The sequence below is a fragment of the Staphylococcus sp. EZ-P03 genome, assembly GCF_003344575.1.
Classification (GTDB): Bacteria; Bacillota; Bacilli; order Staphylococcales; family Staphylococcaceae; genus Staphylococcus; species Staphylococcus simulans_B.
On sequence record NZ_QPMO01000019.1, the window covers coordinates 1 to 25,299 of the forward strand.

At 37.8% G+C, this 25,299-nt stretch carries 22 protein-coding genes, 1 tRNA gene, 1 rRNA gene and 1 other RNA gene; 8 read left to right on the top strand and 17 right to left on the bottom strand.

What is annotated here, in order from left to right; translation table 11 throughout:
- The 6 genes from DVJ99_RS09585 to DVJ99_RS09610 form a co-directional block, all read right to left on the bottom strand.
- Positions 1–91 (bottom strand): 16S ribosomal RNA (locus tag DVJ99_RS09585); the annotation flags it as partial.
- Between the two features lie 528 nt (positions 92–619).
- Positions 620–1,216 (bottom strand): recombination mediator RecR, encoded by a 597-nt coding sequence (gene recR, locus DVJ99_RS09590; RefSeq protein ID WP_105994516.1) that lies wholly within the window; start codon positions 1,214–1,216, stop codon positions 620–622.
- A 6-nt stretch (positions 1,217–1,222) separates the two neighbouring features.
- On the bottom strand, positions 1,223–1,540 hold the full coding sequence (locus DVJ99_RS09595) for a YbaB/EbfC family nucleoid-associated protein (RefSeq protein WP_002480398.1): 318 nt from the start codon (positions 1,538–1,540) through the stop codon (positions 1,223–1,225).
- A gap of 215 nt (positions 1,541–1,755) precedes the next feature.
- Positions 1,756–3,462, bottom strand: coding sequence for a DNA polymerase III subunit gamma/tau (dnaX, locus tag DVJ99_RS09600; RefSeq protein ID WP_481900535.1), 1,707 nt, complete (start codon positions 3,460–3,462; stop codon positions 1,756–1,758).
- Between the two features lie 92 nt (positions 3,463–3,554).
- Positions 3,555–4,082: a GNAT family N-acetyltransferase gene (locus DVJ99_RS09605; protein ID WP_105994514.1), complete on the bottom strand. Its 528-nt coding sequence runs from the start codon at positions 4,080–4,082 to the stop codon at positions 3,555–3,557.
- Between the two features lie 518 nt (positions 4,083–4,600).
- The gene (locus tag DVJ99_RS09610) at positions 4,601–5,782 is read right to left on the bottom strand and encodes an MFS transporter (RefSeq protein ID WP_114604036.1); all 1,182 of its coding nucleotides are present in this window, start codon (positions 5,780–5,782) and stop codon (positions 4,601–4,603) included.
- Positions 5,783–5,912: 130 nt separating this feature from the next.
- Between DVJ99_RS09610 and DVJ99_RS09615 the strand changes: the two genes are divergently transcribed.
- A complete protein-coding gene (locus tag DVJ99_RS09615) occupies positions 5,913–6,821 on the top strand; it encodes a LysR family transcriptional regulator (RefSeq protein WP_114604037.1) in 909 nt (302 codons plus the stop codon).
- Between the two features lie 96 nt (positions 6,822–6,917).
- On the opposite strand, the gene DVJ99_RS09620 is transcribed toward DVJ99_RS09615, so the two are convergent.
- The 9 genes from DVJ99_RS09620 to gltB form a co-directional block, all read right to left on the bottom strand.
- The gene (locus tag DVJ99_RS09620) at positions 6,918–7,259 is read right to left on the bottom strand and encodes a hypothetical protein (RefSeq protein ID WP_105994511.1); all 342 of its coding nucleotides are present in this window, start codon (positions 7,257–7,259) and stop codon (positions 6,918–6,920) included.
- Positions 7,260–7,433: 174 nt separating this feature from the next.
- An RNA gene (gene ffs, locus DVJ99_RS09625) (signal recognition particle sRNA large type) lies at positions 7,434–7,701 on the bottom strand.
- A 120-nt stretch (positions 7,702–7,821) separates the two neighbouring features.
- The gene (gene treR / locus DVJ99_RS09630; RefSeq protein WP_114604038.1) at positions 7,822–8,544 is read right to left on the bottom strand and encodes a trehalose operon repressor; all 723 of its coding nucleotides are present in this window, start codon (positions 8,542–8,544) and stop codon (positions 7,822–7,824) included.
- Positions 8,545–8,561: 17 nt separating this feature from the next.
- Positions 8,562–10,205 (bottom strand): alpha,alpha-phosphotrehalase, encoded by a 1,644-nt coding sequence (treC, locus tag DVJ99_RS09635; RefSeq protein ID WP_114604039.1) that lies wholly within the window; start codon positions 10,203–10,205, stop codon positions 8,562–8,564.
- Between the two features lie 112 nt (positions 10,206–10,317).
- Entirely contained in the window at positions 10,318–11,745 is a 1,428-nt protein-coding gene (gene treP, locus DVJ99_RS09640) for a PTS system trehalose-specific EIIBC component (protein ID WP_114604040.1), read from the bottom strand.
- A 191-nt stretch (positions 11,746–11,936) separates the two neighbouring features.
- Positions 11,937–12,329, bottom strand: coding sequence for a VOC family protein (locus DVJ99_RS09645; protein WP_105994507.1), 393 nt, complete (start codon positions 12,327–12,329; stop codon positions 11,937–11,939).
- Positions 12,330–12,528: 199 nt separating this feature from the next.
- Positions 12,529–12,621: transfer RNA gene (locus DVJ99_RS09650), tRNA-Ser, on the bottom strand.
- A gap of 139 nt (positions 12,622–12,760) precedes the next feature.
- A complete protein-coding gene (locus DVJ99_RS09655; RefSeq protein ID WP_114604041.1) occupies positions 12,761–14,233 on the bottom strand; it encodes a glutamate synthase subunit beta in 1,473 nt (490 codons plus the stop codon).
- Positions 14,234–14,256: 23 nt separating this feature from the next.
- The gene (gene gltB / locus DVJ99_RS09660; protein ID WP_114604042.1) at positions 14,257–18,750 is read right to left on the bottom strand and encodes a glutamate synthase large subunit; all 4,494 of its coding nucleotides are present in this window, start codon (positions 18,748–18,750) and stop codon (positions 14,257–14,259) included.
- Positions 18,751–18,899: 149 nt separating this feature from the next.
- On the opposite strand from gltB, the gene gltC reads away from it, so the two are divergent.
- Positions 18,900–19,784, top strand: a complete 885-nt coding sequence (gene gltC, locus DVJ99_RS09665) for a glutamate biosynthesis transcriptional regulator GltC (RefSeq protein WP_114604043.1) — start codon at positions 18,900–18,902, stop codon at positions 19,782–19,784.
- Between the two features lie 130 nt (positions 19,785–19,914).
- Positions 19,915–20,316 carry a hypothetical protein gene (locus DVJ99_RS09670; protein WP_114604044.1) on the top strand — a complete coding sequence of 134 codons (402 nt, stop codon included), beginning with the start codon at positions 19,915–19,917 and terminating at the stop codon, positions 20,314–20,316.
- Between the two features lie 81 nt (positions 20,317–20,397).
- Here DVJ99_RS09670 and DVJ99_RS09675 read toward each other — a convergent pair whose 3' ends face one another.
- Both DVJ99_RS09675 and DVJ99_RS09680 read right to left on the bottom strand, forming a co-directional pair.
- Positions 20,398–20,694, bottom strand: coding sequence for a hypothetical protein (locus tag DVJ99_RS09675; protein WP_114604045.1), 297 nt, complete (start codon positions 20,692–20,694; stop codon positions 20,398–20,400).
- A gap of 15 nt (positions 20,695–20,709) precedes the next feature.
- Entirely contained in the window at positions 20,710–21,882 is a 1,173-nt protein-coding gene (locus DVJ99_RS09680; RefSeq protein ID WP_114604046.1) for a hypothetical protein, read from the bottom strand.
- A 104-nt stretch (positions 21,883–21,986) separates the two neighbouring features.
- Between DVJ99_RS09680 and DVJ99_RS09685 the strand changes: the two genes are divergently transcribed.
- The 5 genes from DVJ99_RS09685 (at position 21,987) to DVJ99_RS09705 (ending at position 25,269) form a co-directional block, all read left to right on the top strand.
- Positions 21,987–22,394 carry a DUF1433 domain-containing protein gene (locus DVJ99_RS09685; RefSeq protein ID WP_162912175.1) on the top strand — a complete coding sequence of 136 codons (408 nt, stop codon included), beginning with the start codon at positions 21,987–21,989 and terminating at the stop codon, positions 22,392–22,394.
- A 150-nt stretch (positions 22,395–22,544) separates the two neighbouring features.
- Positions 22,545–23,657 carry a YibE/F family protein gene (locus DVJ99_RS09690; RefSeq protein WP_114604048.1) on the top strand — a complete coding sequence of 371 codons (1,113 nt, stop codon included), beginning with the start codon at positions 22,545–22,547 and terminating at the stop codon, positions 23,655–23,657.
- A complete protein-coding gene (locus tag DVJ99_RS09695) occupies positions 23,654–24,427 on the top strand; it encodes a YibE/F family protein (RefSeq protein WP_114604049.1) in 774 nt (257 codons plus the stop codon). The genes DVJ99_RS09690 and DVJ99_RS09695 overlap by 4 nt, the downstream gene beginning before the upstream one ends.
- A 77-nt stretch (positions 24,428–24,504) precedes the next feature.
- Positions 24,505–24,777: a hypothetical protein gene (locus tag DVJ99_RS09700; RefSeq protein ID WP_105994500.1), complete on the top strand. Its 273-nt coding sequence runs from the start codon at positions 24,505–24,507 to the stop codon at positions 24,775–24,777.
- Positions 24,778–24,972: 195 nt separating this feature from the next.
- A complete protein-coding gene (locus DVJ99_RS09705; RefSeq protein WP_114604050.1) occupies positions 24,973–25,269 on the top strand; it encodes a HesB/YadR/YfhF family protein in 297 nt (98 codons plus the stop codon).
- Positions 25,270–25,299 lie beyond the last annotated feature (30 nt).

Here is a 25,299-nt window from a genome sequence, read left to right on the forward strand (position 1 = left end):
GAGGAGCAAGCTCCTCGTCTGTTCGCTCGACTTGCATGTATTAGGCACGCCGCCAGCGTTCATCCTGAGCCAGGATCAAACTCTCCATAAAAGTTTATGATGTTTGACTAGCTCATAAAAAACTATTTGTTATAAAACGTTTAAAACGTTTGTTAATTTGGAATTAACGTTGACATATTGTCATTCAGTTTTCAATGTTCATTTCGTTTTCTTTAAGTCGTTTTTTGCGACTCACAAGAAATAATTATACGCTTTTCCAAAACTAAAGTCAACACTTTTTTAAAAGTTTTTTGAAGTTAATTTTGTAAATCTTTGTTGAAGAATTTGTTTCGTTCGCTCAACAGATATTAACTATACTATCATTCTAGATGAATTGCAACCCCCGAAAATTGAAATTTACGCCTCGAAACCCTTGTCCTTACGCCTTTTCCCGTACTTTTATAACTCGTTGTTTATTAACGTTCGTGTTTTAGAAAGCATTCTCTTTTCAACCACTTCACAATTCCTTAACAATTACCTCAAACACAAACTTTATTTTTTCCTAAAAAAGTTTAAAAAAAGTGCAGTAGGGCATAATACTAGGTTAAGGCACTAGTATTATTACTCCTCTGCACTTATTTTACATTTCTGTTCTCCCTGCAATCGCACGCGATAAAGTCACCTCATCGGCATATTCTAGATCTCCGCCCACTGATAAACCTTGTGCTAATCGTGTAACCTTAATACCAATCGGCTTCACAAGTCGTGAAATATACATAGCTGTTGATTCACCTTCGAGGTTAGGATTCATTGCAAGAATCAATTCTTTAACTTCGTCATCTTTTAATCGTTCTATTAATGAAGGAATATTAATGTCTTCAGGTCCTATACCATCCATTGGAGAAATCGCACCATGCAATACATGATAAAGACCTTTGTATTCTTTCATTTTTTCCATTGCGATAACATCCTTATCATCTTCAACCACACAAATAACAGAACGGTCTCTCTGTTTGTCTTGGCAAATATAACAAGGATCTTCTTCAGTAATATGACCGCAAACACTGCAATAAGTCAGTTCGCGTTTCACATCAACTAATGACTTCGCAAATTGAACGACATCGTCTTCTTTCATATCTAATACATGAAATGCCAGACGTTGCGCCGTCTTGGGCCCAATGCCTGGCAATTTCATGAAACTATCAATCAGTTTAGAAATCGGTTCTGGATAATGCATGTTTTATCACATTCCAGGAATGTTCAAGCCTTTAGTGTGTTTGCCTAAACGTTCTGATGTGAGTTCATCTGCTTTGTTCATCGCTTCGTTTGTTGCTGCTAACACTAAATCTTGAAGCATTTCAACATCATCTGGGTCGACCGCTTCTTCATTAATCTCTACATCTACGACTTCTTTATGACCAGTTACTGTAACTGTAACCATACCGCCGCCTGCAGTTCCTTTTACTCGTTCATCTTTTAATTTTTCTTGCTCTTCAGCCATTTTCTTTTGCATTTTCTGCATTTGTTTCATCATTTGTTGCATATTTCCGCCACCGCGCATAATACATTTCCTCCTTAGATTCTTGTTTGTTATTCAACATATGGTAAAGATATCAAGAGCATCACATCATCCAACTTGCTGCGTTGTGATTTTCTGCATTTATATAGTAGAAACACATGACATACTCTTATATCTCTTCTATTGATATGCAAATTATAACACAAAGCCGTCACGTCTTTCGACAATGATGGTGCCTTAGTATAAGGCATCTCTCTTTATTCTTCATCCATGACATGTACAGTATCTTCACCAAACATATCCTTAGCTTTTTGCACAATATCATCATTTTTCGGTGCAGCTTGTTCTGCCTCAGCATTGCCGCCATTCGATGTGTTGCCGCGCTTTCGGTTTTTAATATATTCAGAACGTACTTGCAGCCATTGATCTGCAGGCACTCCTACAACTTTAACATCTTTATTGATAATACTGCGTACGACTTCTTCTAAATTTTTACGTTTTTCATCGTCCTCATTAACAATCTCACAGTGTATCTCTGCTTCAAATTGTACAAGCACACTCTTTTCGCTTGCCGCAACAGGAATTGAATTTTGCAATAGACTGACCAATGCTTTTTGATTGTTATTCTTCGCATGATCAATTACTTCTTGCCAATGCTCTTTCAACAATTGAATATCTTCTTTATTCGCATTGTCTAAGACTTTTGCAATTTGAGTCATAGAGAAGCTGTTCTTGCTCTTGCGGCGTCCTCTTGAAGAAGATTGTTGTTTAGGCGGCGTATTGACTTGTGTGCCGCCTTGCTGTTTCAACGCATGCAGTTCTTGTTCTAAGTGTTCTAACCGCTGAAGCAATGCACTGTTTACATCATTCGTTGCTGGGGCTGCAGGTTGTACAGCTGCGGGTGCTTCTGATGCAGCTGGCGCTTCTCCGCCGGATTTAATGAGTTCTGCCATTTTAACCAGCAGGACTTCAAAGTGTACATTTTGATTTACACTAAAGCGTACAGAGACTAATGTGTCATTGATGAGGTCTATCATTTTATACAGTGTATCTAGATCAAAACGCATCAATGCATCATATTCTGCATCTTGTTGTGCTGTTTTATTCATAATCGTATCACGTACAAAGTAAATCAAATCGTTGATTAAACGATTCACTTCTTTGCCGTCTTTAATAAATTGATGGTAACGCACGAATGCATCTTTCACTTCGCCGTTTGCAACATCATTCATCAATTCATTTAATGAAGCTTCATCTACGCTGCCTGTCACATTCAAAGCATCTTGCAACGTTAAATGTTCATCGCCGAATGCAATCGCTTGGTCCATAATGCTTAACGCGTCACGCATACCGCCTTCAGAAGCCTTCGCAATAAAGGTAATGGCCTCTTCGTCGAACGCTATATTTTGAGACTGTGCCACATAGCGCAAACGATCTGTAATCTGTTCTAAACCGATTGCTTTAAAATCAAAACGTTGCGCACGTGAAATAATAGTCGGCGGGATTTTATGCGGTTCAGTCGTCGCCAGGATAAAGATAGCATGTGCCGGCGGTTCTTCTAATGTTTTCAACAGTGCGTTAAATGCACCTGTCGTCAGCATATGCACCTCATCTATAATGTAGACCTTATACTTAGATTGTGATGGTGCGTATTTAACTTTATCACGAATGTTTCTGATTTCATCGACACCATTATTACTTGCGGCGTCAATTTCAATCACATCCGAGTTTGAACCTTGTGTGATACTCTTGCATATTTCACATTCATTGCAGGGTTCTCCGTCAACACTGTTAGGACAGTTGATCGCTTTCGCAAATACTTTCGCAATACTTGTCTTACCCGTACCTCTGGGTCCGCTGAAAATATACGCATGCGATTGCTTTCCTTTAGCGATTGCGTTGCGGAGTGTTTTCGTTACATGCTCTTGTCCGACCACATCTTCAAAGCTTTGCGGCCGATACATTCTATATAAAGCTTGATAATTCACTTTCGCACCTCCGGATACAAATCAACATTATTATAGCACGCGTAAAGGACAGAACGCGATGATAGAAACTACACTTCATTTTCAAAAATCAATTGTCCTTGCGGATTCGCATCTAGTGTATCCCATAACAAGTAAACACTATACTGGTCGATAGCTTCCCCTTCAGGCACCTCTACACTAAAATCTGTTAATGGTACAAACCCAAGCGATCTGAAATAATCAGGCTCACCTTCTACAATAATTTCATTATAGCCCGCTTCTTTCGCTCGGCTCTCTGCAGCTTCGACTAATGCTTTGCCGATTCCATATTCACGATAATCTTCTTTTACCGACAGCGACTTAATCATTAAAGGACGTTGAATATCCTCTTCATTTCGAATCAATTCTTGCATTAACAAAATATGGCCGACGATTTCATTATCATCTGTACGTGCAATCATCTCAAAATCATGATTATAGTTTGGCAATTGACGTAATTCTCGCAAGTTATCTTCATAATATTCCCCTTCGAAGAGTCCCTCACTATCTTTCTTATCTTTCAAGTGTGCAATGACTGGATAATCGTTCTCTGTTACTGTACCTAGAAATATCTGCATACGTTCCCCTCCGTTTTTCGTCAAAGTGATAGGTTTATTATAACGTAATTCTTCACTTTGTCTTATTAATACCTCTCTGTAATGAATGCTCCCCTTTTATCTGCGACTTAAGTACAATTTATTGAAAGTGCATGTAAATTTTGTAAAATTATTGTAAATACTATGGTAAGATAATGAGTAATCCACGTGAAATGTTTTCACACTTCCAATAATAAAAGCTAAAGAGAGGATGTTTCAGATGATTAAAAACAAAGTATATCTATTAATCGGTATTATATTTATCGTCCTCTGTATTGTGAGTTTTTCAAAAGTACAAAATATCTGGATGATTATCCCCGGGTTTGTATGCGGGGCGTTATTCATATACTTCAGCTTACAACTGAATCAGAAGGTTAAATGAAGATAGGGTTGCGATGAACAATAATTTGAACATCGCAACCCTATTTGATTGTCTTAAATAAAGCTGCACCATTAAAAATACGATGTGTCTATCAATAAAGAGACACATCGTATTTTCATTAGTATTCCATTGTAATGTGCTTGCGTCCATGCAAGAAGTAATACAGTACAATAACAAAGACAAGCAATGCTGCCATGAGTAAATATAAATTACGATAGCCTACACCGCCGATTAATAAGCCCAGCAATGTCGGACCTGCGCCTGCCCCTAAATCTGCAAAAATGTAGAAGGTAGATGTTGCAAGTCCTATCTTCTTAGTTGGAGAAGCTTGAATTGCAATTGTTTGGAAGGATGGCAAGATTGTACCATAACCGATACCAATAAAGATTGCTGAGAACAGCAGCATCCAACTGCTATGCGTAATACTTAATAAAGCTAATCCGATTACGAATAACACAAGTACTGGATAAACCACTTTATTCGCCCCATAATTATCGAATATTTTACCTGTGATCGGACGGACAATAAACGTACTTGCCGCATAGACAACAAAGAAGAAGCTGGCTGCTGCGGCTAAACCAATATGACTGGCATATGAATCAATAAACGCGAGCACACTGGAGTAGGCAATACCTACAAAGACTACTACGATAGAAATCGGCATTGCTTCCTTCTGCAAGAATTGACTTAAGCCTTTGTCTGGTTCAATTTCTTCATTTTCTTCGTCAACCTTAGGCTGTTTGATATTGGTAATGAAGAGTGCGAGTACACCGGCTAATACAATGCAGACTAAACAAACGATAAAGTTGCTTTCGAAACTAAAGTTTTGGTTGATAATAATACCTAAGAAAGGTCCTACTGCCGAAGCAACTGTCGTACTTAGTGCATAATAACCAATGCCTTCACCCTTACGATCTTCAGGTACGATAGTTGAAGAATAAGTACCTGTTGTCGTAGACGACATACCAAAAGCAATACCATGAATTAATCGCACGATAATCAATACGAATAAACTATTAATCAGGAAGTACAAACCAATCGCAACGAATGAAAAGACAAGACCTATAAACAATGTCTTTTTCAAATTAAGGTTATCGATGTATTTCCCGGTAAATAACCGACCGAATAACATCCCGATAATAAAGATACCTGCGGCTAATCCGCCCATACCTTCACCTGCGTGGAAGGTATCTATCGTAAACGCTGTAACTGTTACGATTAATGCATAATGAATGATATACATTAAAAAGTTGATGATTGTAATGAACATAAAATCTTTTGTCCATAAATTGCGATACATTTTATGCGCACTCCCTCTATGATTTGTTACTAAAATTTCAATAATGCTATTATAAACATAAAGATTACTAATGTATAATGGATAATGTTAATGAATACATAAGTATTACTAATCTATAAGGAGCATTACCATGAATTTCGCACAATTGCACCATGTGAAAGCTATTGCAGAAACAGGCTCTATTACTAAAGCCGCAACATTGCTTCACATTACACAGTCCGCTTTAAGCCAGTCGATATCTAACCTAGAAACTTCACTCGGAATCAAACTCTTCCAAAGACAAAAGAGCGGTACAACACTGACACCGCTTGGGAAAAACATCTACCCCCTCATATTAGATATGTTGGAACAAGAGGAAAATTTATATGAAAAAATCGATACACTCAATTCGAATATGGATGGTTCGCTTTCAATTGCGACCGTACCTAGTCTATTTATGACAATTGTCCCAAGTGTATTAGCCGCTTTCAAAAGAGACAATCCTAATATTGATGTACAGATTACAGAAGCTGAAAATCATGAAGTCCGCCAATCTGTTGTAAATGGTGAAGTAGACATCGGTTTATATACCGTGCTTCAAGAAGGCGACTTAGAAGTTACAGGGGCACATTACGATCCTTTATTCTCAAGCGGCTTTACTGCCATTGTGCCTAAAGACTCTAAACTTGCCTATCTCAGCAAATTGTCGCTCAGCGATATTAAAGGATTCCCCTTCATCCTATATGATCGCAATTTCTATAAACAGAACATCAAAAAGTTCGAAGAAAAGAACAACGCTATCAACTTACTGTTCTCTACTAATAATGTCGGCGTACTCTTCAACTCTGTCGCCGAAGGACTCGGCATGAGTATCTTATCCGATTTAATGGTAGAAAGTACTCCCTTCTATCAACGCAATATGATTACAACCGTTCCGATAGGTGCACCTTTTAACCAAATGATTGAATACGGTGTACTTTATATGGAAGATTCTGAGAAACAAAAACAAATCACTGAGTTCGCAAAATACTTAGTAGATGCTGCGAAATCTAATAGCTAGAAACTAAAAGAAACAGGATAAATGCACACAATCAAGTGTATTTTCAGCCTGTTTCTTTTTATATTGCTGTCTCATCTATTCAATAGTAGACAACAGCTATTCTTTTGTTAACTCTAATTTGTCTTTCGTATCACCACTAGGATCTTCAATGATTAATTTATCCCCTTTGACTTTGTACTTCAATTTCATCGTTCTATTTTGAATATCAAAGTTCATAGTTCCATTGTCTTTATCAACAGTTCCATTAAATTCTCCGTCATTTTCTCCTACACCAAAGAACCCTTCAGATTGCATCGCTTTAATAATCATTGTCGCATTGCCTGATTCACTGTTTGCTGTAACTCTAATGTCACTATTACTATATGTGCCATCTACCTTATTCCCGCATGCTGCCAACAAAATAATAAGTCCTAAACAAAACGCCATTAGTTTTTTCATACTTTTCCTCCTCGTATAATAAATCTTTCAAAACATATTATAGATTTCAGAGAAGACAGCATAGGTCCAGTTATTTATTATTTTCAAACGCAAAAAAATGCTTTCTTATTTTAACGATTGATTCGTCTCATAAAATAAGAAAGCATTTTTATCATTTATTTAAAAATAAAAATACCGCGCAACTTTGCTTCGAATGTGTATCATGAACGTTACCAAAGTCGACAGCTAAATTTCGGCTACCCTACGGCACATATGAGAATCCACTTAATGCTGCTTCCGTCAGGACCTGACATGATTCATGGGTTCATATTGCATAGGACCGAAATCTTCAAACACCTCGTGCTTTGGGCAGACTTCACAAGTACACACCCTAGGCAAAGTATTCAGTCTCGCATAAGCGGATTTCGAGAATAGGGAACCGCTACCTCCCCACCTAGCACGGCAAGTTTTATCATACTATATTTTAAGGTCGTAATGCAAGCATTAATAATTTGTTAAACCTGGGTTAATTTAAACAGAAATTAGAGTCAAATTATCTTTCTTCGCACCCTCTGTCTCTGCTTTATCTTCTTGAGAAATCCACAAATCTAAACTCTGTCGCAATGTGTTTTGCGATATTGTATTGAAATTTTGTGGTGTCTTTCAAATGTACAACACCTCTTACAGTAGCTGTGTATGGTGGATTAACATCTCCAAATGCTTCATATTCCGAGTCTTCAAATGCTTCAAAAGTTATAGCTTTGCTAGAGTAGCTGATTTCAAGCCCAAGTTGGCGTTCAATATAATCGTATAGCGAATCGAGTGCAATGCTTTCAGTTAGACCCGGTACAATGGCAGCTGACAGATAGTCTTCATCAATAATTTTGACACGTCCATCCATTTTACGGTAGCGCACAAGATGCCATAGTGTTTCATGACCTTTTAAATCTAATGCTTGCTGCACATCAGGTACTTCATGCGCTTTTAAAGTTTCCAGCAGCTTCACTTCTGTTTCAAGTACTATTCCTAAATTCTCTTGTACTTCTTTGAAGCTGGTTAATTTAGAAAACGGAAACTCTTTGACGCCTTGATAAATCACAATCGAACCTTTGCCGCGTATCTTCTGAATCATTCCTTCGCTTACAAGTAAATTTAATGCACGTCGTACCGTTTCACGTGAAGCATGGTACTTCTCCACTAATTCATGTTCAGAAGGTAATTGATCGCCGTAACTCAATTGCATATTTACGATTTGTGCTTTTAATTCATCATAAATCTTTGTGAATTTCTTAGGTTTCGTAATCATAACTCTCACTCTATTCTTTAATCGTTATTCGCAATCACAATAGCACCATAGCCTTCAATCTCGCCATTTGTGATTGAACCGCATTCTATTATCACTTTACCTTCAGTATACAGGTCTTTAGGCAATGTGACTGCATCTTTACTAAAGTTCGCAATCACTAACCAAGTTTCACCTTGATACGAACGTTGATAAATCATCAAGTTCGGATCTTCCATATACATAGGTGTAATCGCTCCATAAGTAATAATATCATGTTCATGACGCAAGCGAATTAATTCGCGATAGGTTTGTAAGATAGAATGTTCATTTTCTATATCATCTTCAACATTGATATGGCGATAATTCTCTGGAATATCTATCCATGGTGTACCACTGGTAAATCCAGCATTTTCACCTGCTGTCCATTGCATCGGCGTACGTGAATTATCACGAGATTTCTGTGCTAAAATCTGCATGATTTTTGTTTCATCATATCCTTTGTCTTTTAAATTCTGATAGGCATTCAATGATTCTACATCACGATATTGATCAATGTGTGTAAAGTGCGGGTTTGTCATTCCGATTTCTTCACCTTGATAAATATATGGAGTACCTTGAAGCATGTGTAATGCTACTGCTAACATTTTCGCACTCTTTTGACGCAATTCTTCCGTTGAATCATCTCCGAAACGGGAAACAACACGCGGTTGGTCATGGTTGCACCAGAAAATCGCATTCCAGCCATTGCCTTCATAGATACCGAGCTGCCATTCCATTAAAATACGTTTCAATGCGATAAAATCGAAATCTGCTAATGTCCATTTTTCTCCATCTTCATAATCAACCTTTAAATGATGGAAGTTGAAAACACTGCTCAACTCTTCGCGTTTTGGATTTGTATATTTAATACAATTATCGATCGTTGTGGAAGACATTTCTCCGACCGTCATCAAGTCTTTGCCTCCGAATGTATTGCGGTTCATTTCATGAATAAATTCATGCACACGCGGGCCGTCTGTATAAAACTCTTTACCGATTTTATCTGAATCTTTAAATTCGCCTTTTGAAATCAAATTGATGACATCAAAACGGAACCCATCTACTCCGAAGTCTATCCAGTAATTGATCATGTCATAAAGGGCTTCTCGTACTTTAGGATTTTCCCAGTTTAAATCCGCTTGAGTAACGTCAAACAGATGCAAGTAGTATTCATCCGTTGCTTCATCATATTTCCATGCATTGCCTCCGAATTTTGATTCCCAGTTTGTTGGCGGCACGCCTTCTTTTGCGGACTTACGGAAGAAGTAATAATCTCTATAAGGATTGCCTTTTGAGGAGATTGCTTCTTTGAACCATTCATGTTCTGTAGAAGTATGGTTAATCACAATATCCATCATTACTTTCAAATTGTGATCATGTGCTGTATCTAATAAGCGTTTTAAATCTTCTTTTGTGCCGAATGCTTCATTTACATTATAGTAATCACTGATATCATAACCATTATCATTCATTGGAGAACGATAAACCGGTGTGAGCCATAGATAATCAACACCTAAATATTCAAGGTAATCCATTTTTTCAATAATCCCGTTTAAATCCCCTGCACCATTACCTGTCGTGTCGTTAAATGATTTAGGATAAATTTGATAGACCACTGATTTTCTTATATCTTGTTTCTTCATAAAATGACCACCTTTACCTTTCTATTGTAAAAAAACAGAACACCCTCTGCACGATGTTCTGTTTTATACTTTTCATCACTTTCATGGTTAGCTTGCGTTGCTATGCTTAAATTTAGTCTACCATTTCTTTTGCTTTGTTTTTCGCAAACTTAGAGAAAACTACTGTTAAAATTGCCGGCACGATAACTGCAATTACTGTACAGATACCATAAACAAGCCAGAAATCTTTTTGAATCGAAATGATTGCGGGCACACCGCCGACACCAACGTTACCTAAGACTTTGCTGGCACCGATAAATGCCCCTAATACACCTGAAGTAAGGATAGCTGCGACGAATGGATATTTCAATGGAATATTCACACCAAACATCGCAGGTTCAGTCACGCCTAAGAAACCAGAAATACTAGAAGTTAAAGCTAAACCTTCTTCTTTAACCATTTTACGGCATTTATAGACAAACCAAGCACCGAAGGCTGCTGAACCTTGGCAGATATTTGAAATTGCGAGAATCGGCCATAAGTAAGTACCTTTTAAGCTTGAACCCATTAATTGGAAGTCTACTGCTAAGAACATATGATGCAGACCTGTAATAACAAGCGGCGCATAGAATAAACCGTAAATTGCGCCTCCTAACCAACCTGCATGTTCGAATAGGAATGTTACAACGTTAGTAATACCTGTACCGACCCACAATGCGATAGGTCCAATCACTAAGAATGCTAGGAAACCTGTCACAAGCAATGCGATAGGTCCTACGACCAGCATCTTAATCGAATCATGTACGACCTTGTTCAAAGCTTTTTCAATTTGTGCTAAAACGTAAGACGCTAATAATACCGGTAAAACTTGTCCTTGATAGTTCAACTGTTTAATATCTAAACCAAAAATATGCCATACCGGAATCTTTGATCCTTCATTCAATGAATACTGAGAGATTAACTGCGGATGCATTAACACAAGTCCTAATACTAACCCGAGTACTGGATTTCCTCCGAACACACGCATACTGCTCCAACCAATTAATGCCGGCAAGAAGATAAATGCTGTTGTCGCAATGACATTGACGATATCTGCGAAGTCAGCCATTTGCGGGAATTGTTCTACTAATGGCTTAGAACCGAATAAATCTTTCATCGTTAAGACATTATAAATCCCCATTAAAAGACCCGCTGTCACGATGGCAGGTAAAATCGGAATAAAGATATCTCCTAATAATTTCACAAGACGCTGGATTGGATTTCCTTTTTGCGCCGCTGCAGCTTTTACATCATCTTTAGAAGCTTCATCTTTTCCGATATCATCCATAAAACGTTTGTATACTTCATCTACAGTACCTGGTCCAATGACAATTTGGTACTGATGATCCGCTTTGAATTGTCCTTTAACCAGCGGGTTGTCATCTAATTCATCTTTATTAACCTTATTGTCGTCCTTTAATACTAAACGTAATCGTGTGACACAATGCGTTGCAGTATCTACGTTTTCTGCGCCGCCGATTGCTTTTACTATCGCTTTTACATCTTTATCTTTAACAGCCATCTTACTCACTCCCTCGTTTTTCTTGTTTGAATTTATTATACTTGTCTAGACAAGTTATGTAAAGGCTTTCATTTAAATTAATACTTTCTTATACATATTCATACAGCATTCAAATACTTAAAGAGGATACGCAGACAAATAAAAAAAACGACAACCTTATTAAAGATTATCGTTTCATAGCAATTACTATTCTACTGTTCATGACGTTCAACAATTTGAATCAAATTACCGCAAGTATCATCAAATATCGCAAATTTCACATTACCATATTCCATCGGTGCCATTGTGAAACCTACTCCTTGTTCTTTAAGGTTTTGATATGTAGCTTGTACATCTTCTACGTCTAATAACGCACACGGAATACCTTCTTTTTTCAAGCCTTCTTGATAGTTTTTCGCAATTTCATGTTCATTCGGCTCTAATAATAGTTCAGAGCCATTAGGTTCTTCTTTAGACACAACAGTCAACCAGCGATATTCACCAGCAGGTTCATCAGATTTCTTCTCAAATCCTAATACTTCTGTATAAAACTTTAATGCATGATCTTGATCATCCACAAAAATACTTGTCACTTTTATTTTCATTTCTGTTACCTCCTGATAGGAATAATTAGTTGTTCCTTTAATGGTACTTAAATAAACCTGTTTGGCTCAGTTTGTATTTGCTGTCATTATAATTCAACTTTCAGCTGAAATTATCAAATAAAAACTAAAAAGGCAATCACTCAACATGACATTGAATGATTGCCTTTTTATATCTATTAGTCTTGGAATTTAATTCTAATGGCGGAGGAAGAGGGATTCGAACCCCCGCGAGCCGTTAAGCCCCTGTCGGTTTTCAAGACCGATCCCTTCAGCCGGACTTGGGTATTCCTCCAAATAAGCACAAGAACAATTGTATTCTATTTTTCTCTAATTGTCAATCAATTTTTACCTTATTTTAATATGAAAGCGTTGACAATTTAAAAAACTAAATAAAATAACACGTACCCCGCAAGATACGTGTTATTGAAATATTAATTTAATACCGTTTGTTTTTGCAGATATTTGTCTACTGCTTTTGCGACGCCGCGTCCTTCTTTAATTGCCCAAACAACTAAACTTTGTCCGCGTCGTGCATCGCCTGCCGCAAAAATATGAGGCTGGCTTGTCGCATAATCTTTATCGTTAGCAACGATACTATTACGTTCTGTTTTCAAATTAAATGCATGCGGTACAGTATTTTCAGTACCGATAAACCCGATTGCAAGCAAAACTAAGTCCGCTGGCCAATGGCGTAATGTATCATCCATTTCTGTAGATCCGTCAGGAAGATCACGCAATGTTTGTGTATAAACACCATGTACATTTCCTAGTTTATCTACATCATAACGCATAGAGTTCGCACCGTATGCACGCGGTTCAAAACCGAATTTTTCTTCGTACTCTGTATGTGCATAGTCCATTTTAAATACCGGCATAGACATCGGCCAATATGGATTACCTTCTATTTCGTAGCGTTCAGGTAATTTAGTGAAGTTGTTGAATTGTACGATAGATTTACAGTTTTCACGTAAAGCTGTCGCAACACAGTCCGCACCTGTATCACCCGCACCGATTACAATTACATTTTTACCTTCTGCACTGATTGTCGCATCTTCAGGTTTCAATTCACCTGTTAAGATTTGCGTTTGTTCAGTTAAATAATCCAGTGCGAAATGAATACCATGACCCATACGCCCTTCTAACGGTAAATCTCTCGCTTGATGCGAACCTGTACATACGATAATTGCATCGAATTGTTCATCTAATGTTTCCCGGGAAATATCTACACCGACTTCAGTGTTAGTGATGAATTTTACTCCCGCTTCTTTCATCAAATCAATTCTGCGGCGAACGACACCTTTATCAAGTTTCATGTTAGGAATACCATACATTAATAGTCCGCCTGGTTCATGCGCACGTTCATAAACTGTCACATCATACCCTTTAGCATTCAGTTCATCAGCAGCTGTCAATCCTGCAGGTCCGCTGCCGACAATCGCAACTGATTGTCCTGTGCGTTGTTCTGGTACACGAGGTTGTACCCATCCGTTTTCGAATGCTTCGTCAATGATTGTTCTCTCAATCCCCTTGATTGCGATAGATTCACGATTGATTTTCATTACACATGCATTTTCACAAGGTGCCGGACAAACACGCCCTGTAAAATCAGGGAAGTTGTTTGTCTCAGACAATCTCTCATAAGCCTTTCTGAAATCACCGCGGTAAACCAAATCATTCCATTCAGGGATGTAGTTGCCGATCGGACACCCGATGGCTTCACGTCCTACAAGCTGACCTGTTTGGCAAAATGGTGTTCCGCAATCCATACATCGCGCACCTTGACGTTGTGCATCTTCTTTAGTGAAGCGCTGCTGGAATTGAAGATGATTTTTTAAACGCTCTGCTAACGAAAGTTCCGGCAGTGCTTGTTTGTCGTATTTCATAAAACCTTTAAATTCACCCATATCTAAACACTCCTTCTGTTTCGTTAATATACTACTGAGAATGGTCCTTCTACTTCAGATGCTTTACGTTCATCATAAAATGCATTCAAAATTGCTTCGGATTGATTATGCGTTTTGCGTTCTTGCGCTTCGATTTTATGCATCATTAATTTAAAGTCTTTCGGAATAACTTTGACTACTTTTTGAGCAACATTATCAAAGTCCGCTAAGACTGCTTTTGCTTTTTTACTGTCTGTGTATCTTACATGTTCTTCTAACATGTCTTTGATTACTTCGAATTCTTCTGGTTCAGAAATCGTGTCAAAATCAAGTGTTGGAAGTGCGTAATAAGATTTAAAGTGTTCTACATCCTCTGGGAAGATATAAGCAACACCGCCGCTCATACCTTGACCAAAGTTGTCTCCAACATTACCTAATACAATGACACGTCCGCCAGTCATGTACTCTAATCCGTGGTTGCCGATACCTTCAACGACTGCATGCACACCGCTGTTTCTGATACAGAAACGTTCACCGGCATAACCGTTGATAAATGCTTTACCAGCTGTCGCACCGTAGAAGCACACGTTACCAGCAATAATATTTTCTTCTCGTTCTTCGTTTGGCGCGTTGATGATGATCTTGCCGCCGGATAAACCTTTACCGACATAGTCGTTTGCATCACCTGTATGGTGAATAGTTAATCCTGAAGGTGTAAATGCACCAACGCTTTGGCCTGCATGGCCTGTAGTTTCAACATAGATTGTATCTTCGGGTAAACCTTCCGCTCCATGTGCACGCGTAATCAAACTGCCCGCAGTAACGCCGACATCACGCTGTTCGTTGCACAAATTGTATGTCCCTTTAAATTGAGTGCCTGCTTCAATTGCTGCTTTAGCGTCAGGTATCAGTTCTGTCTGGTCGAAACCTTTTTCCAAGTGATGCAATTGTTCGATTTGTTTAAATTTAGGTCCTTCTTCTTGATGAAGCAGCGGCGCAACATCTAGTGCACGCGCTTTATCATTTTCAATAGAAGCATTTGCTTCTAATAAATCTGTTCGGCCGATTAATTCTTCGACTGAACGCAAACCAAGTTCAGCTAAGACTTCACGTAATTCTTGCGCGATAAAGTGCATAAAGTTCACAACGTGATGTGCACGACCGTTAAAGAGTTTACGCAAATCTTCATTTTGTGTCGCCACGCCGACAGGACATGTATCTTTGTGACACACACGCATCATGACACAGCCTAAAACTACAAGCGGTGCAGTCGCAAAACCAAATTCTTCTGCACCTAATGCACATGCATAGGCAACATCGTGTCCAGTTAATAATTTACCATCCGTTTCTAAACGAATACGTGAACGTAAATCATTCATCATTAATGTTTGATGCGTTTCTGCTAGACCGATTTCCCAAGGCAGTCCAGCATGTTGGATACTCGTTTTAGGCGAAGCACCTGTACCGCCGTCATAACCGCTGATAACGATTTTATCGGCAAAGGCTTTTGCGACACCTGCTGCGATTGTTCCGACACCGCTTTTAGATACTAATTTTACTGCGATATTCGCTTCTGGATTAGCATTCTTCAAGTCATGTATCAATTGCGCTAAATCTTCAATTGAATAGATGTCGTGGTGAGGCGGCGGCGAAATCAAGCCGATACCCGGTGTTGACCCACGCACCTCAGCAATCCATGGATAGACTTTTTTACCTGGCAGCTGTCCGCCTTCCCCCGGTTTAGCGCCTTGTGCTACTTTAATTTGAATTTCAGTAGCGTGTTGCAAGTAATTGCTTGTTACTCCGAAGCGACCAGATGCGACTTGTTTAATCGTACTTGTATAGTCTTCTCCTTTTGAACCTCTGATATAACGTTCAGGGTTTTCTCCGCCTTCACCGCTGTTGCTTTTACCGCCGATCAAGTTCATCGCTTCTGCTAAAGTTTTATGCGCTTCGGCAGAAATCGAACCATAACTCATCGCACCTGTGTTAAAGCGATGTACGATGTCTTCGATAGGTTCAACAGCATCAATACTGATTGGTGTGCGTTTTTTGAATTGCATTAAATGACGGATACGATCTGTACGATGATCGTTCACTGTTTTCGAATATTCTTTGAACATGTCATAGTCGTTTTCACGACACGCATGTTGCAGCAACCTAATGGTAGTTGGGTTGAAAGCATGGTATTGACCTTGTTGACGCCATTGGAAAGTACTGCCTGATTCCAAGTGTGCTTCTTTGCGTCCTTGACGTTTCTTGTTTTCTTCATCGATCATTCCAATGCTTAAACCAGATAACTTAGATTGTGTACCTGTAAAGTATTTATCGATGACATCATGAGATAAACCAACCGCTTCAAAGATTTGTGCCCCTTGATAACTTTGAACTGTTGAGATACCCATCTTAGACATGACTTTGATAACACCTTCAGCTAATACATCTGTATAAGTTTTGACTTGTACTTCTGCCGGTCCCGGCAATTCGCCTTGTTCCACAAGTGCCGCAATCGTTTCTTGTGCTAAATAAGGTACCACAGCGTTAGCACCGTAACCTAATAGACATGCAACATGATGTACTTCGCGAATTTCTCCGCCTTTAGCAACCAAACTTGTTTCCTGTCTTAAATCTTCTGTGATTAATGCTTGGTGCAAGTAGCTGACTGCTAATAAAATCGGCATTGCATAGCCCGGTTCTGATTTTAAACTGCTGTCATCCAACACTAAAATATCGTAACCTTGCTTCACTGCTTCTACCGCTTTTTCTCTTAACACTTCAAGTGCATCTTCTAAACTGCCGCTGTATACCGTAGATAAATGTTTGGCTCTGAATGGTCCGTTTTCTGCTACTTTTAATTGTGCTTCAGTCAATACTGGATGTTTAAGCTGCAGACGGTTCAAAGCATCTGTATCCGGCAATAACAAGTTGCCTTCTTTACCTAGATAAGATAATTCGCTGGTAACGATTTTTTCACGGTAAGCATCAATCGGCGGGTTTGTAACTTGTGCAAAGAGCTGCTTGAAGTAATTAAATAATGATTCTGGTCGTTCATTTAAGACTGCAAGCGGCGCATCATAACCCATCGCACCGATAGGATCTTTTTTACCTGAAACCAGCTCGGCCATGTATTTATAAATTTCTTCGCGTGTGTAACCGAATTGTTTTTGAAGACGTTCGACTGTTTTAACATCCCAGCCCTTTGTTTCAAATGGAACATTTAGATCTAAATTGACTTTATGCGATTCCAACCATTTCTCATACGGTAATTCACTTGCAATTTCAGCTTTGAGCATATGGTTATGCACCACTTCATGCTTATCAAAATCTACAAGCAGCAATCGTCCTGGATTCAATCTACCTTTGAAAGCGACATCTTCTTCATCTACATCGATAACACCGACTTCTGAAGAAAAGATAATGTAGTTATCTTTCGTTACAGTATAACGACCTGGACGCAATCCATTACGGTCTGTTAATGCTCCGATTTTATCGCCGTTGCAAAAGGCAATCATTGTCGGACCATCCCAAGGTTCCATCATATAGCTGTAGTATTCATAAAAAGCACGTACAGCACTTTGGTTAGCCTTACTGTATTGCCATGGTTCCGGCACGAGCAGCATTGCAGCTTTTTCAGGCTCCATTGCTAATGATAAGAACTCAAGCGCATTATCTACAATTGCCGAGTCGCTTCCATCCACATCTAATACTGCATGCACTTTCGGTCGATCGTTTTCATCGAAAATCGTTTCAACCAAACGTTTCTGACGTGCACGCATCCAGTTGACATTGCCTCGAATCGTATTGATTTCTCCGTTATGCATTAATAAACGGTTAGGATGCGCACGTTTCCAGCTTGGGAATGTGTTGGTACTGAATCGAGAGTGAACCAATCCTAATTTTGATTCATAATCAGGGTGGTTCAAATCGTTGTATAATCCTTTAATTTGGTCAGAACGCAACCAACCTTTATAAACAATTGTCTTAGGAGATAAACTTGTGAAGTATAATTCCAACCCTTGTTCTTCTCCGTAAAACTCAATTTGCTTACGTGCAAGATACAGACGTTTTGCTGCATCAGCACTGTGGTTTAAATCAATAAATACTTGTTGTATCACCGGCATTGTTTCTGCAACATGCGGTGCAATTGCTGTGACATCGACAGGTACATCACGGTACCCGATTACACGAAGCCCCTCACTTTCGAAATATGCTTTAAATACTGTTTCATGTCTTGAACCTTTAATTGGTTCATTAGTGAAAAAGAAACCGACAGCATAGCTGCCCTCTTCAGGCAAGTCTAAATCTGTCTGTTGTTTGAAAAACTTAAATGGAATTTCAGTCATAATCCCTGCTCCGTCACCAGTCATTCCATCTGCACCGATTCCCCCGCGGTGATCTAGACGGCGCAGCATTTCCAGCGACTTGATGACAATATCGTGAGAACGTAAATTGTCCATGTTTGCATAAAATCCTATGCCGCAAGCATCATGTTCGTTTCTTGCATCGTACAAACCTTGCTTTTGCTCATTTTCAGCCATGCTTGCTCCTCCTTTAAATATGCGTGTTGTATGAATTTTCAGATTATTATCGATAAGTTATATAATATAGGAGGGCATTCTTCTGTTCAATATAAATATTAGATGATATCATTCTAATATTTAGAACAATAAGCGTGGTGCAGAATAACATGGAATTAAAACAACTGAAATACTTCGTAGAAGTCGCCAAAAGAGAACATTTATCAGAAGCAGCTTTAGAATTGAACATCGCCCAATCCGCAATCAGCCGGCAAATCTCTCAACTAGAAGAAGAATTAAATACCAAACTTTTCAGAAGAGATGGACGCAACATTTACTTAACCGACGCAGGTCAGCGTTTTATGACACAAGCCACTAAAATTATAGAACAAGCAGAACAAACTTTAGAGATGTTTCGCCATGAACAAGAAGCAGAAGCCAAACGGATTAAAATCGGATATGTAGAAAGTTATGTGGCACAGCTTTTGACTTTGCTGATACAAAAGTTCGAAAAAGATCATGCCGCTACACTGCTTCCAATGATGCAAGAAAATGAGACATTGCTGAAATCTATTTTGAATCGTGATTTAGATGTTGCTTTTACAGATCTGACATCACAATTAAAAAAGCATAATGAAATTGAAATCATTCCATTATTCGAAGATAATTATCAACTTTATGTTCCTAAACAAGATCCATTGACTGCTACTGTCAATCCGCCATTAAACCAATTGAATGCTCAACCATTATTTTTAATGTCAGACTTGCCGCAGCACCTGATACATCAACTTGAAGCTTCCGCAAGATGCACCACTTACCGCATCTCGACAGAACGCTTAGCACATTACTTGCTTAAGCATAACCGCGGTTATGTCATTTCACCGCAATATATGAGTTTGTCAGAAAGCGAGCATTGGGTACGGATCAACTTATCGCATACAGAACTTAAACGCACACTATGTGCAATTGTAAGAAAGGATAATCACAAACCAGAACTTACCGATTTAATGAATGAAATTACCACTCTGCTTTCTCATACGTCAGTTTATCATTAAACCGGCAAAACATTGTACAGATCATACACTTTACAAAATCTTCAACAAATAATTTCATAAAGGTACTATCAATAGCTATCCTATTAATATAGTATGTATTTAAATGCTAAAGATTGAGAGGATAAAATATATGCGATTCAAACTAAAAGAAGAAGAAATATTAGAAGCTCTGCGTCTACATTATCCAGAACAAACTTTTGATAAAGGCAGATTATTAGTTGGACAAAATAAACGCAATAACTTGCACGTTTTTTATTTAGGGGAACAAGATTACTTTGCAGTATTAACTGTAGAGTTCACTACTTTCAATTTCATTGAAACATCTCTTTTCCCGAAATCACAAATCAGCGAGATTCGCCTTAAAGACGCGCTGCTTTTCAGAAAAATGTACGTAACATTTGAACTTGACGGCTCTGTGGCTAAATACGGTACATCTAAAGCACTTATCAGTGATTTCCAACAAGCCAACTACAACAAATTCATTGATGGCGAAAAAGAAAAAGTAATTTATAAAGACGGCAAGTTTTTATAAATCTAGTTAATAATGAACAAATCAATACTCCCAGTTTAGTCATCACTCCTAAAGTGAAAACTAAATCGGGAGTATTAATGATTACCATGGATATACCTTACAACTCATATAAGCTGCTCTCGCAATATCCCTATCTTTGATTACTTCATTCTTTTGATTGCTCAACGCTTCTATCATACTTTCAGACGTTAAACCCTTAGTGATTGTATCTAACTTTTCACAAATATTTTTTAAATCAGATGACAAATTATCCAAATCAATTACATGCCCAGATATGACTAATTTCTCATCATTAATCATATCTTCAATCTCTGACTTTATTTTATGTTTAAGATTTGTAAGAATCTCTTGTTCCTCTATATACTTTTCTTCATTCAATAGATATTAGACCTCCTACTGTAGTCCAAAATAATCGCCTACTCTATGTTCAACTTCTTTCATTTTAGAGATAGTTTGATGAATTTGTTGAGAATATTCAATAAGGCGTTGTTTCCTTTGACTAATACGATGTTGAATTTCTTCAAAAATATATTTATCATAAAAATCATATTTACCAGATTTGGATATTTCTGCTACATAATTTTCTATATCACCACTGTGAATATATTCATAATTACCATTTGAAACAATATCTATGTATTTTCGTTCAATCTGTTTTGCTCTTCTAACACTATTTTCTATATACGTATGATAGTTTAATAATTCTTTTTCCAAGAAAAATATCTTATTAGCTAATTCTTGTGCAACCAGCTCCAAATTGTCATAATCCATTTTTATAATCAGATGATTACCAATAAACTTAAATGTGTCGAGACCATGGCCATGAAACAAATGACCAAATCGGGATGAAGCGTAAAGCTCGACTTTTTTACCTATATCTGGTGAGCCAAAATCAACTGAACCTATGGCATCTGAAGTATGAACATAATTCACAAATTTATTTTTATACTTATCATTGTCAAAATGTTTTTGAATTTCTATAGGTAATAACTTAAAGATATTAGGTGCAGAATAAACACGTACTTTATCAAAATTAAAAATGACCCCCATTAATAAGCTTTGTCCACCACCTAAACTATGACCTGTTCCGTACATCTTTTTAGGTTTGAAAGTTCGACGCACAGATTTCGTCCAAATCATCGCTTCTTCAAATTGGCTCATATTTGAAACATTTCCTTTTAGTTGCTTATTTTTAATCACGGTCTGATTCAAATCAGCATATCTTTTAATATGACTTGTAGGCATTTTCATACTTATGGGCATACCATGGGCTGCTAAAATGGATAAGTCCGCACCAAGATCTGCACCTATATCCTCATAAATACTAGTACCAGCATAAGTCATATAAATCGTATCGTTATCAACCTTACCTTGTTCATCAATTGGAGATACCGCCATTGCTTTAAACCCATTGTTTTTATCTATTCGTTTTACTCTTATCTTCATTGGAATTACTTTATCGCCATCATGTAATTTAACTACGCTTTGTTCGGAATACAATCTATAGACTTTATCTGATAATTCCCAATATGTTTTATCATTTTTACTTAAATCCTTAATACCCATCACTCCCTATTCATCATAGAAAAAAAACGAAGATACATGATAATATTTTAATTATATAGCGAAACGCATTTTTTTATAATATTATACTTAAAAGGAGTCTTGATGTGAAACATAAAATTTTCCTTATCATTTTTTCCACACTTGGCTTTATATTTCTTATTTTAGGAGGTATCCATCACAAATTGACTGTTGATGAAGACCAAAAAATTTTTAATGAACAAGAAAAAAGAATCACTTTGTATCTCAAATACAATACTAAAGTTTTTAAAAATGTCACTTTTACTAAACGCGATATGACCCCCATGGGCAGTTATGTCATTGATGGTTACATGAACAATGATCAAAAGATGAGTTTCACCGCTTTTGCCAGTGCCCCTGACAATTTTCAATTTGTAGGAAGTATGTCCTATACAGACAAATTCGGTAATAACTTAAAAAAAGAGGAAAAGTCTATTGATCAAATCGAACAAGAAATATACGACAAAGAACACTCGAATCATGAACAACATTAATATAATTTAGAATGTATACTTTATTAGACAACTCATATAACGTGAATTGTCTTTTTTCTATTATTGGCATTTTCATAGTTTAAGGATTATAATCACGTTGTTAATCTTCTCTTATAATAAAGTAATAGAGGAATAGAAAGGGTGGCTTATATGTCATTCAAAGATAAACTGTCTCAGCCGTTTTCATGGATACTGATTGGTTTCTTGGTCATATTCATTGCAAGTGTGCTGTTTACTCTTAGCAATGCACGCTTTTATCGTATGCCTATTGGTGAAATCACACAGATTACACACCAAAAAGCTGTACCCGTGACAGATGAACATCATAATGAAGATACGAAACATACTGAACATCTTAAGTTCAAAGTATTAAACGGCAAGTTCGAAGGACAGACAGGTACAATTGCACATAAATATTACGCATCACAAGCGGACTCAGAAAAGTTTCATACACACGATAAAGTCCTGTTACATATTAATCAATCCCCTAAAGATGCGACTATTATTGAAAAGAAACGCGATACATTAGTAGTCGTTATCACAGGATTATTTGTATTAGTTGTGCTCTGGGTTGGACGCAAAGTCGGTATTCAATCGATTCTTTCTCTTGTATTGAATACTGCGGCAGTCATCGGTGCCATCGCATTGCATAATGCTTTTCAAGGGCTTAGTCTCTTTTGGTTAATGAGTCTTGCGGTGGTAATCTCAACCATCATCACCCTATTACTCGTAACCGGATGGCATTGGCGTACTACTATTACGATTTTCAGCACACTGCTAGGTACTTTCATCTGTGTCGGCATTGCGGAAATTGTCATACGCTCAACTGCAGGTGCCGGTATTAAATATGAAACAATGAGTTTCCTCACCTTACCGCCGAAAGAAGTCTTCATGGCTTCTGTCATTGTCGGAACTTTAGGTGCAGTGATGGATGTCGCCATTACCATTGCGAGCGGTATGTATGAAATCAAACAACGTACCCCTGATATCGATTTGAAACGCTGGGCATTGGCCGGACGCCATATTGGACAAGACATCATGGGAACTATGACGAACATCTTATTGTTCTCTTATTTAGCAGGCAGCTTGCCGATGATGCTGATATATCTAAGAAATGCGAATACCATTACCTATACAATTTCAATGAACTGGTCATTAGAAATTGCACGTGCTTTAATCGGAGGTATCGGCATTGTCTTAACTATCCCAGCGACTATTTTATTAATGGAATTATGGGTGAAATTGAGAGGTGATCAAGCATGAACGCAGTCTTAATACTCGCACTGATTCTCTTCATCTTGATGCTGATATTCGGCGGTAAAAAAGGCGCTGTATCTTACGGCATGCTGTTTTTAAACTTCGTCCTTGTCTTGCTTGCCTTAGTTGCGGTTGTCTTGAAATTACCGATACCTATTGTAGCAATCGTCTTTTGTATCATTGTCGCAAGCCTGAATTTATTCGGACTCAACGGCAATAACGTTAAAACACAAGCTGCATTTTATGCAACTTGTATCACCACGCTTGTATTATTAGGCGCTATATATTGTGCTGTTGCATTAGGACACTTGCAGGGATTTGCGTCGGAACAGCAAGACGAAACCTACGTTTATTCGATGAACATTGGGATTAATATGATTCAATTTATGGTCTTTACCACTTTGCTTGCAGTCATAGCAGCCGTAGTCGATCTGGCAATTACCATCAGTTCGCCGATGTATGAACTTAATGTTACCAATCCTGATTTAAATCGATTCGAATTGTTCCAATCAGGCATGCGTATTGGACGAGAAATTTTAGCAACCTCTGCCAATACCATTTACCTTGCCTATTTCGGAGGACAGCTCACCCTGTTCTTTTGGTTCTTTAAATTAGATTATTCATTCGGACATATCATAAACTCTAAAATCTTCACTCAAGAGTTCGTCTCAATTTTATTCGGCGGCATTGCTGTTGCGATGAGTATTCCGATTACAGCTTGGATCACTGCTTGGCTGATTAAAAGACAACATCCGAAAAAGACGGTATCGAAATAAGTTTTAAAATCGTCACACCTTCACAGCAATGTTATAATAATCATGCTCAACACATCTTATGAAGGAGGAACATATACATGGCAAGACAATCTAATTCAAAATTACGTCGTTTTTCTAACGTTTTAAATATTGTCGGTTACGGCATCGAAGCTTATAATGCGTATGCGCACAACTCTAAAAACCGCAACTTATCTCGTATCGGCTTAGTGATCAATGTAACAGGAGGTATCCTTGATTTCTATACAGCATTGCAATCAGGACGCTTCTTCACAAAAATCTTCTCATTCGCAAACTTGGTAACAGTCTTTGCGACATCTTATAAACGCTTTAAAGCTTTAAAATCAAATTAACATACAATAACGCAAGCTGAACTTCCTTTTTTATAAGAAGTTGCAACTTGCTTTTTTTAATAATCCAAAATATAGATTGTACAAGACATTACTTTGGATTACTGCTATAATTTGATTTGAATATACATTTATAGTTGCACTGCACATAAGCCTATCGACATAATTATTTTGCAGCAACATCTAGGAGGAAACAACATGAAAATCCAAATTACTGATAGCGCATTAAAATGGTTTAGAAACGAGTTAGATTTAGAGCCGGGAGATAAAGTGAACTTTTATGTACAAGCTTATGTACATACTGGACTGCATGAACACTTCACAACAGCGTTCAAAATCGAACCTTACGACAAAAACGCAGCGGCTTCTGTTACAGTAGATCGCATCACTTTCTATATCAATGATTCAGATGTATGGTTCTTTAAAGGTCTTGATTTATTGGTGGACTATAATCCGGAAATCGATGAAATTGAATACAAAAATACACAACTTTAATCCAAAAAGAGGTATTGGCAGTCACCAGTA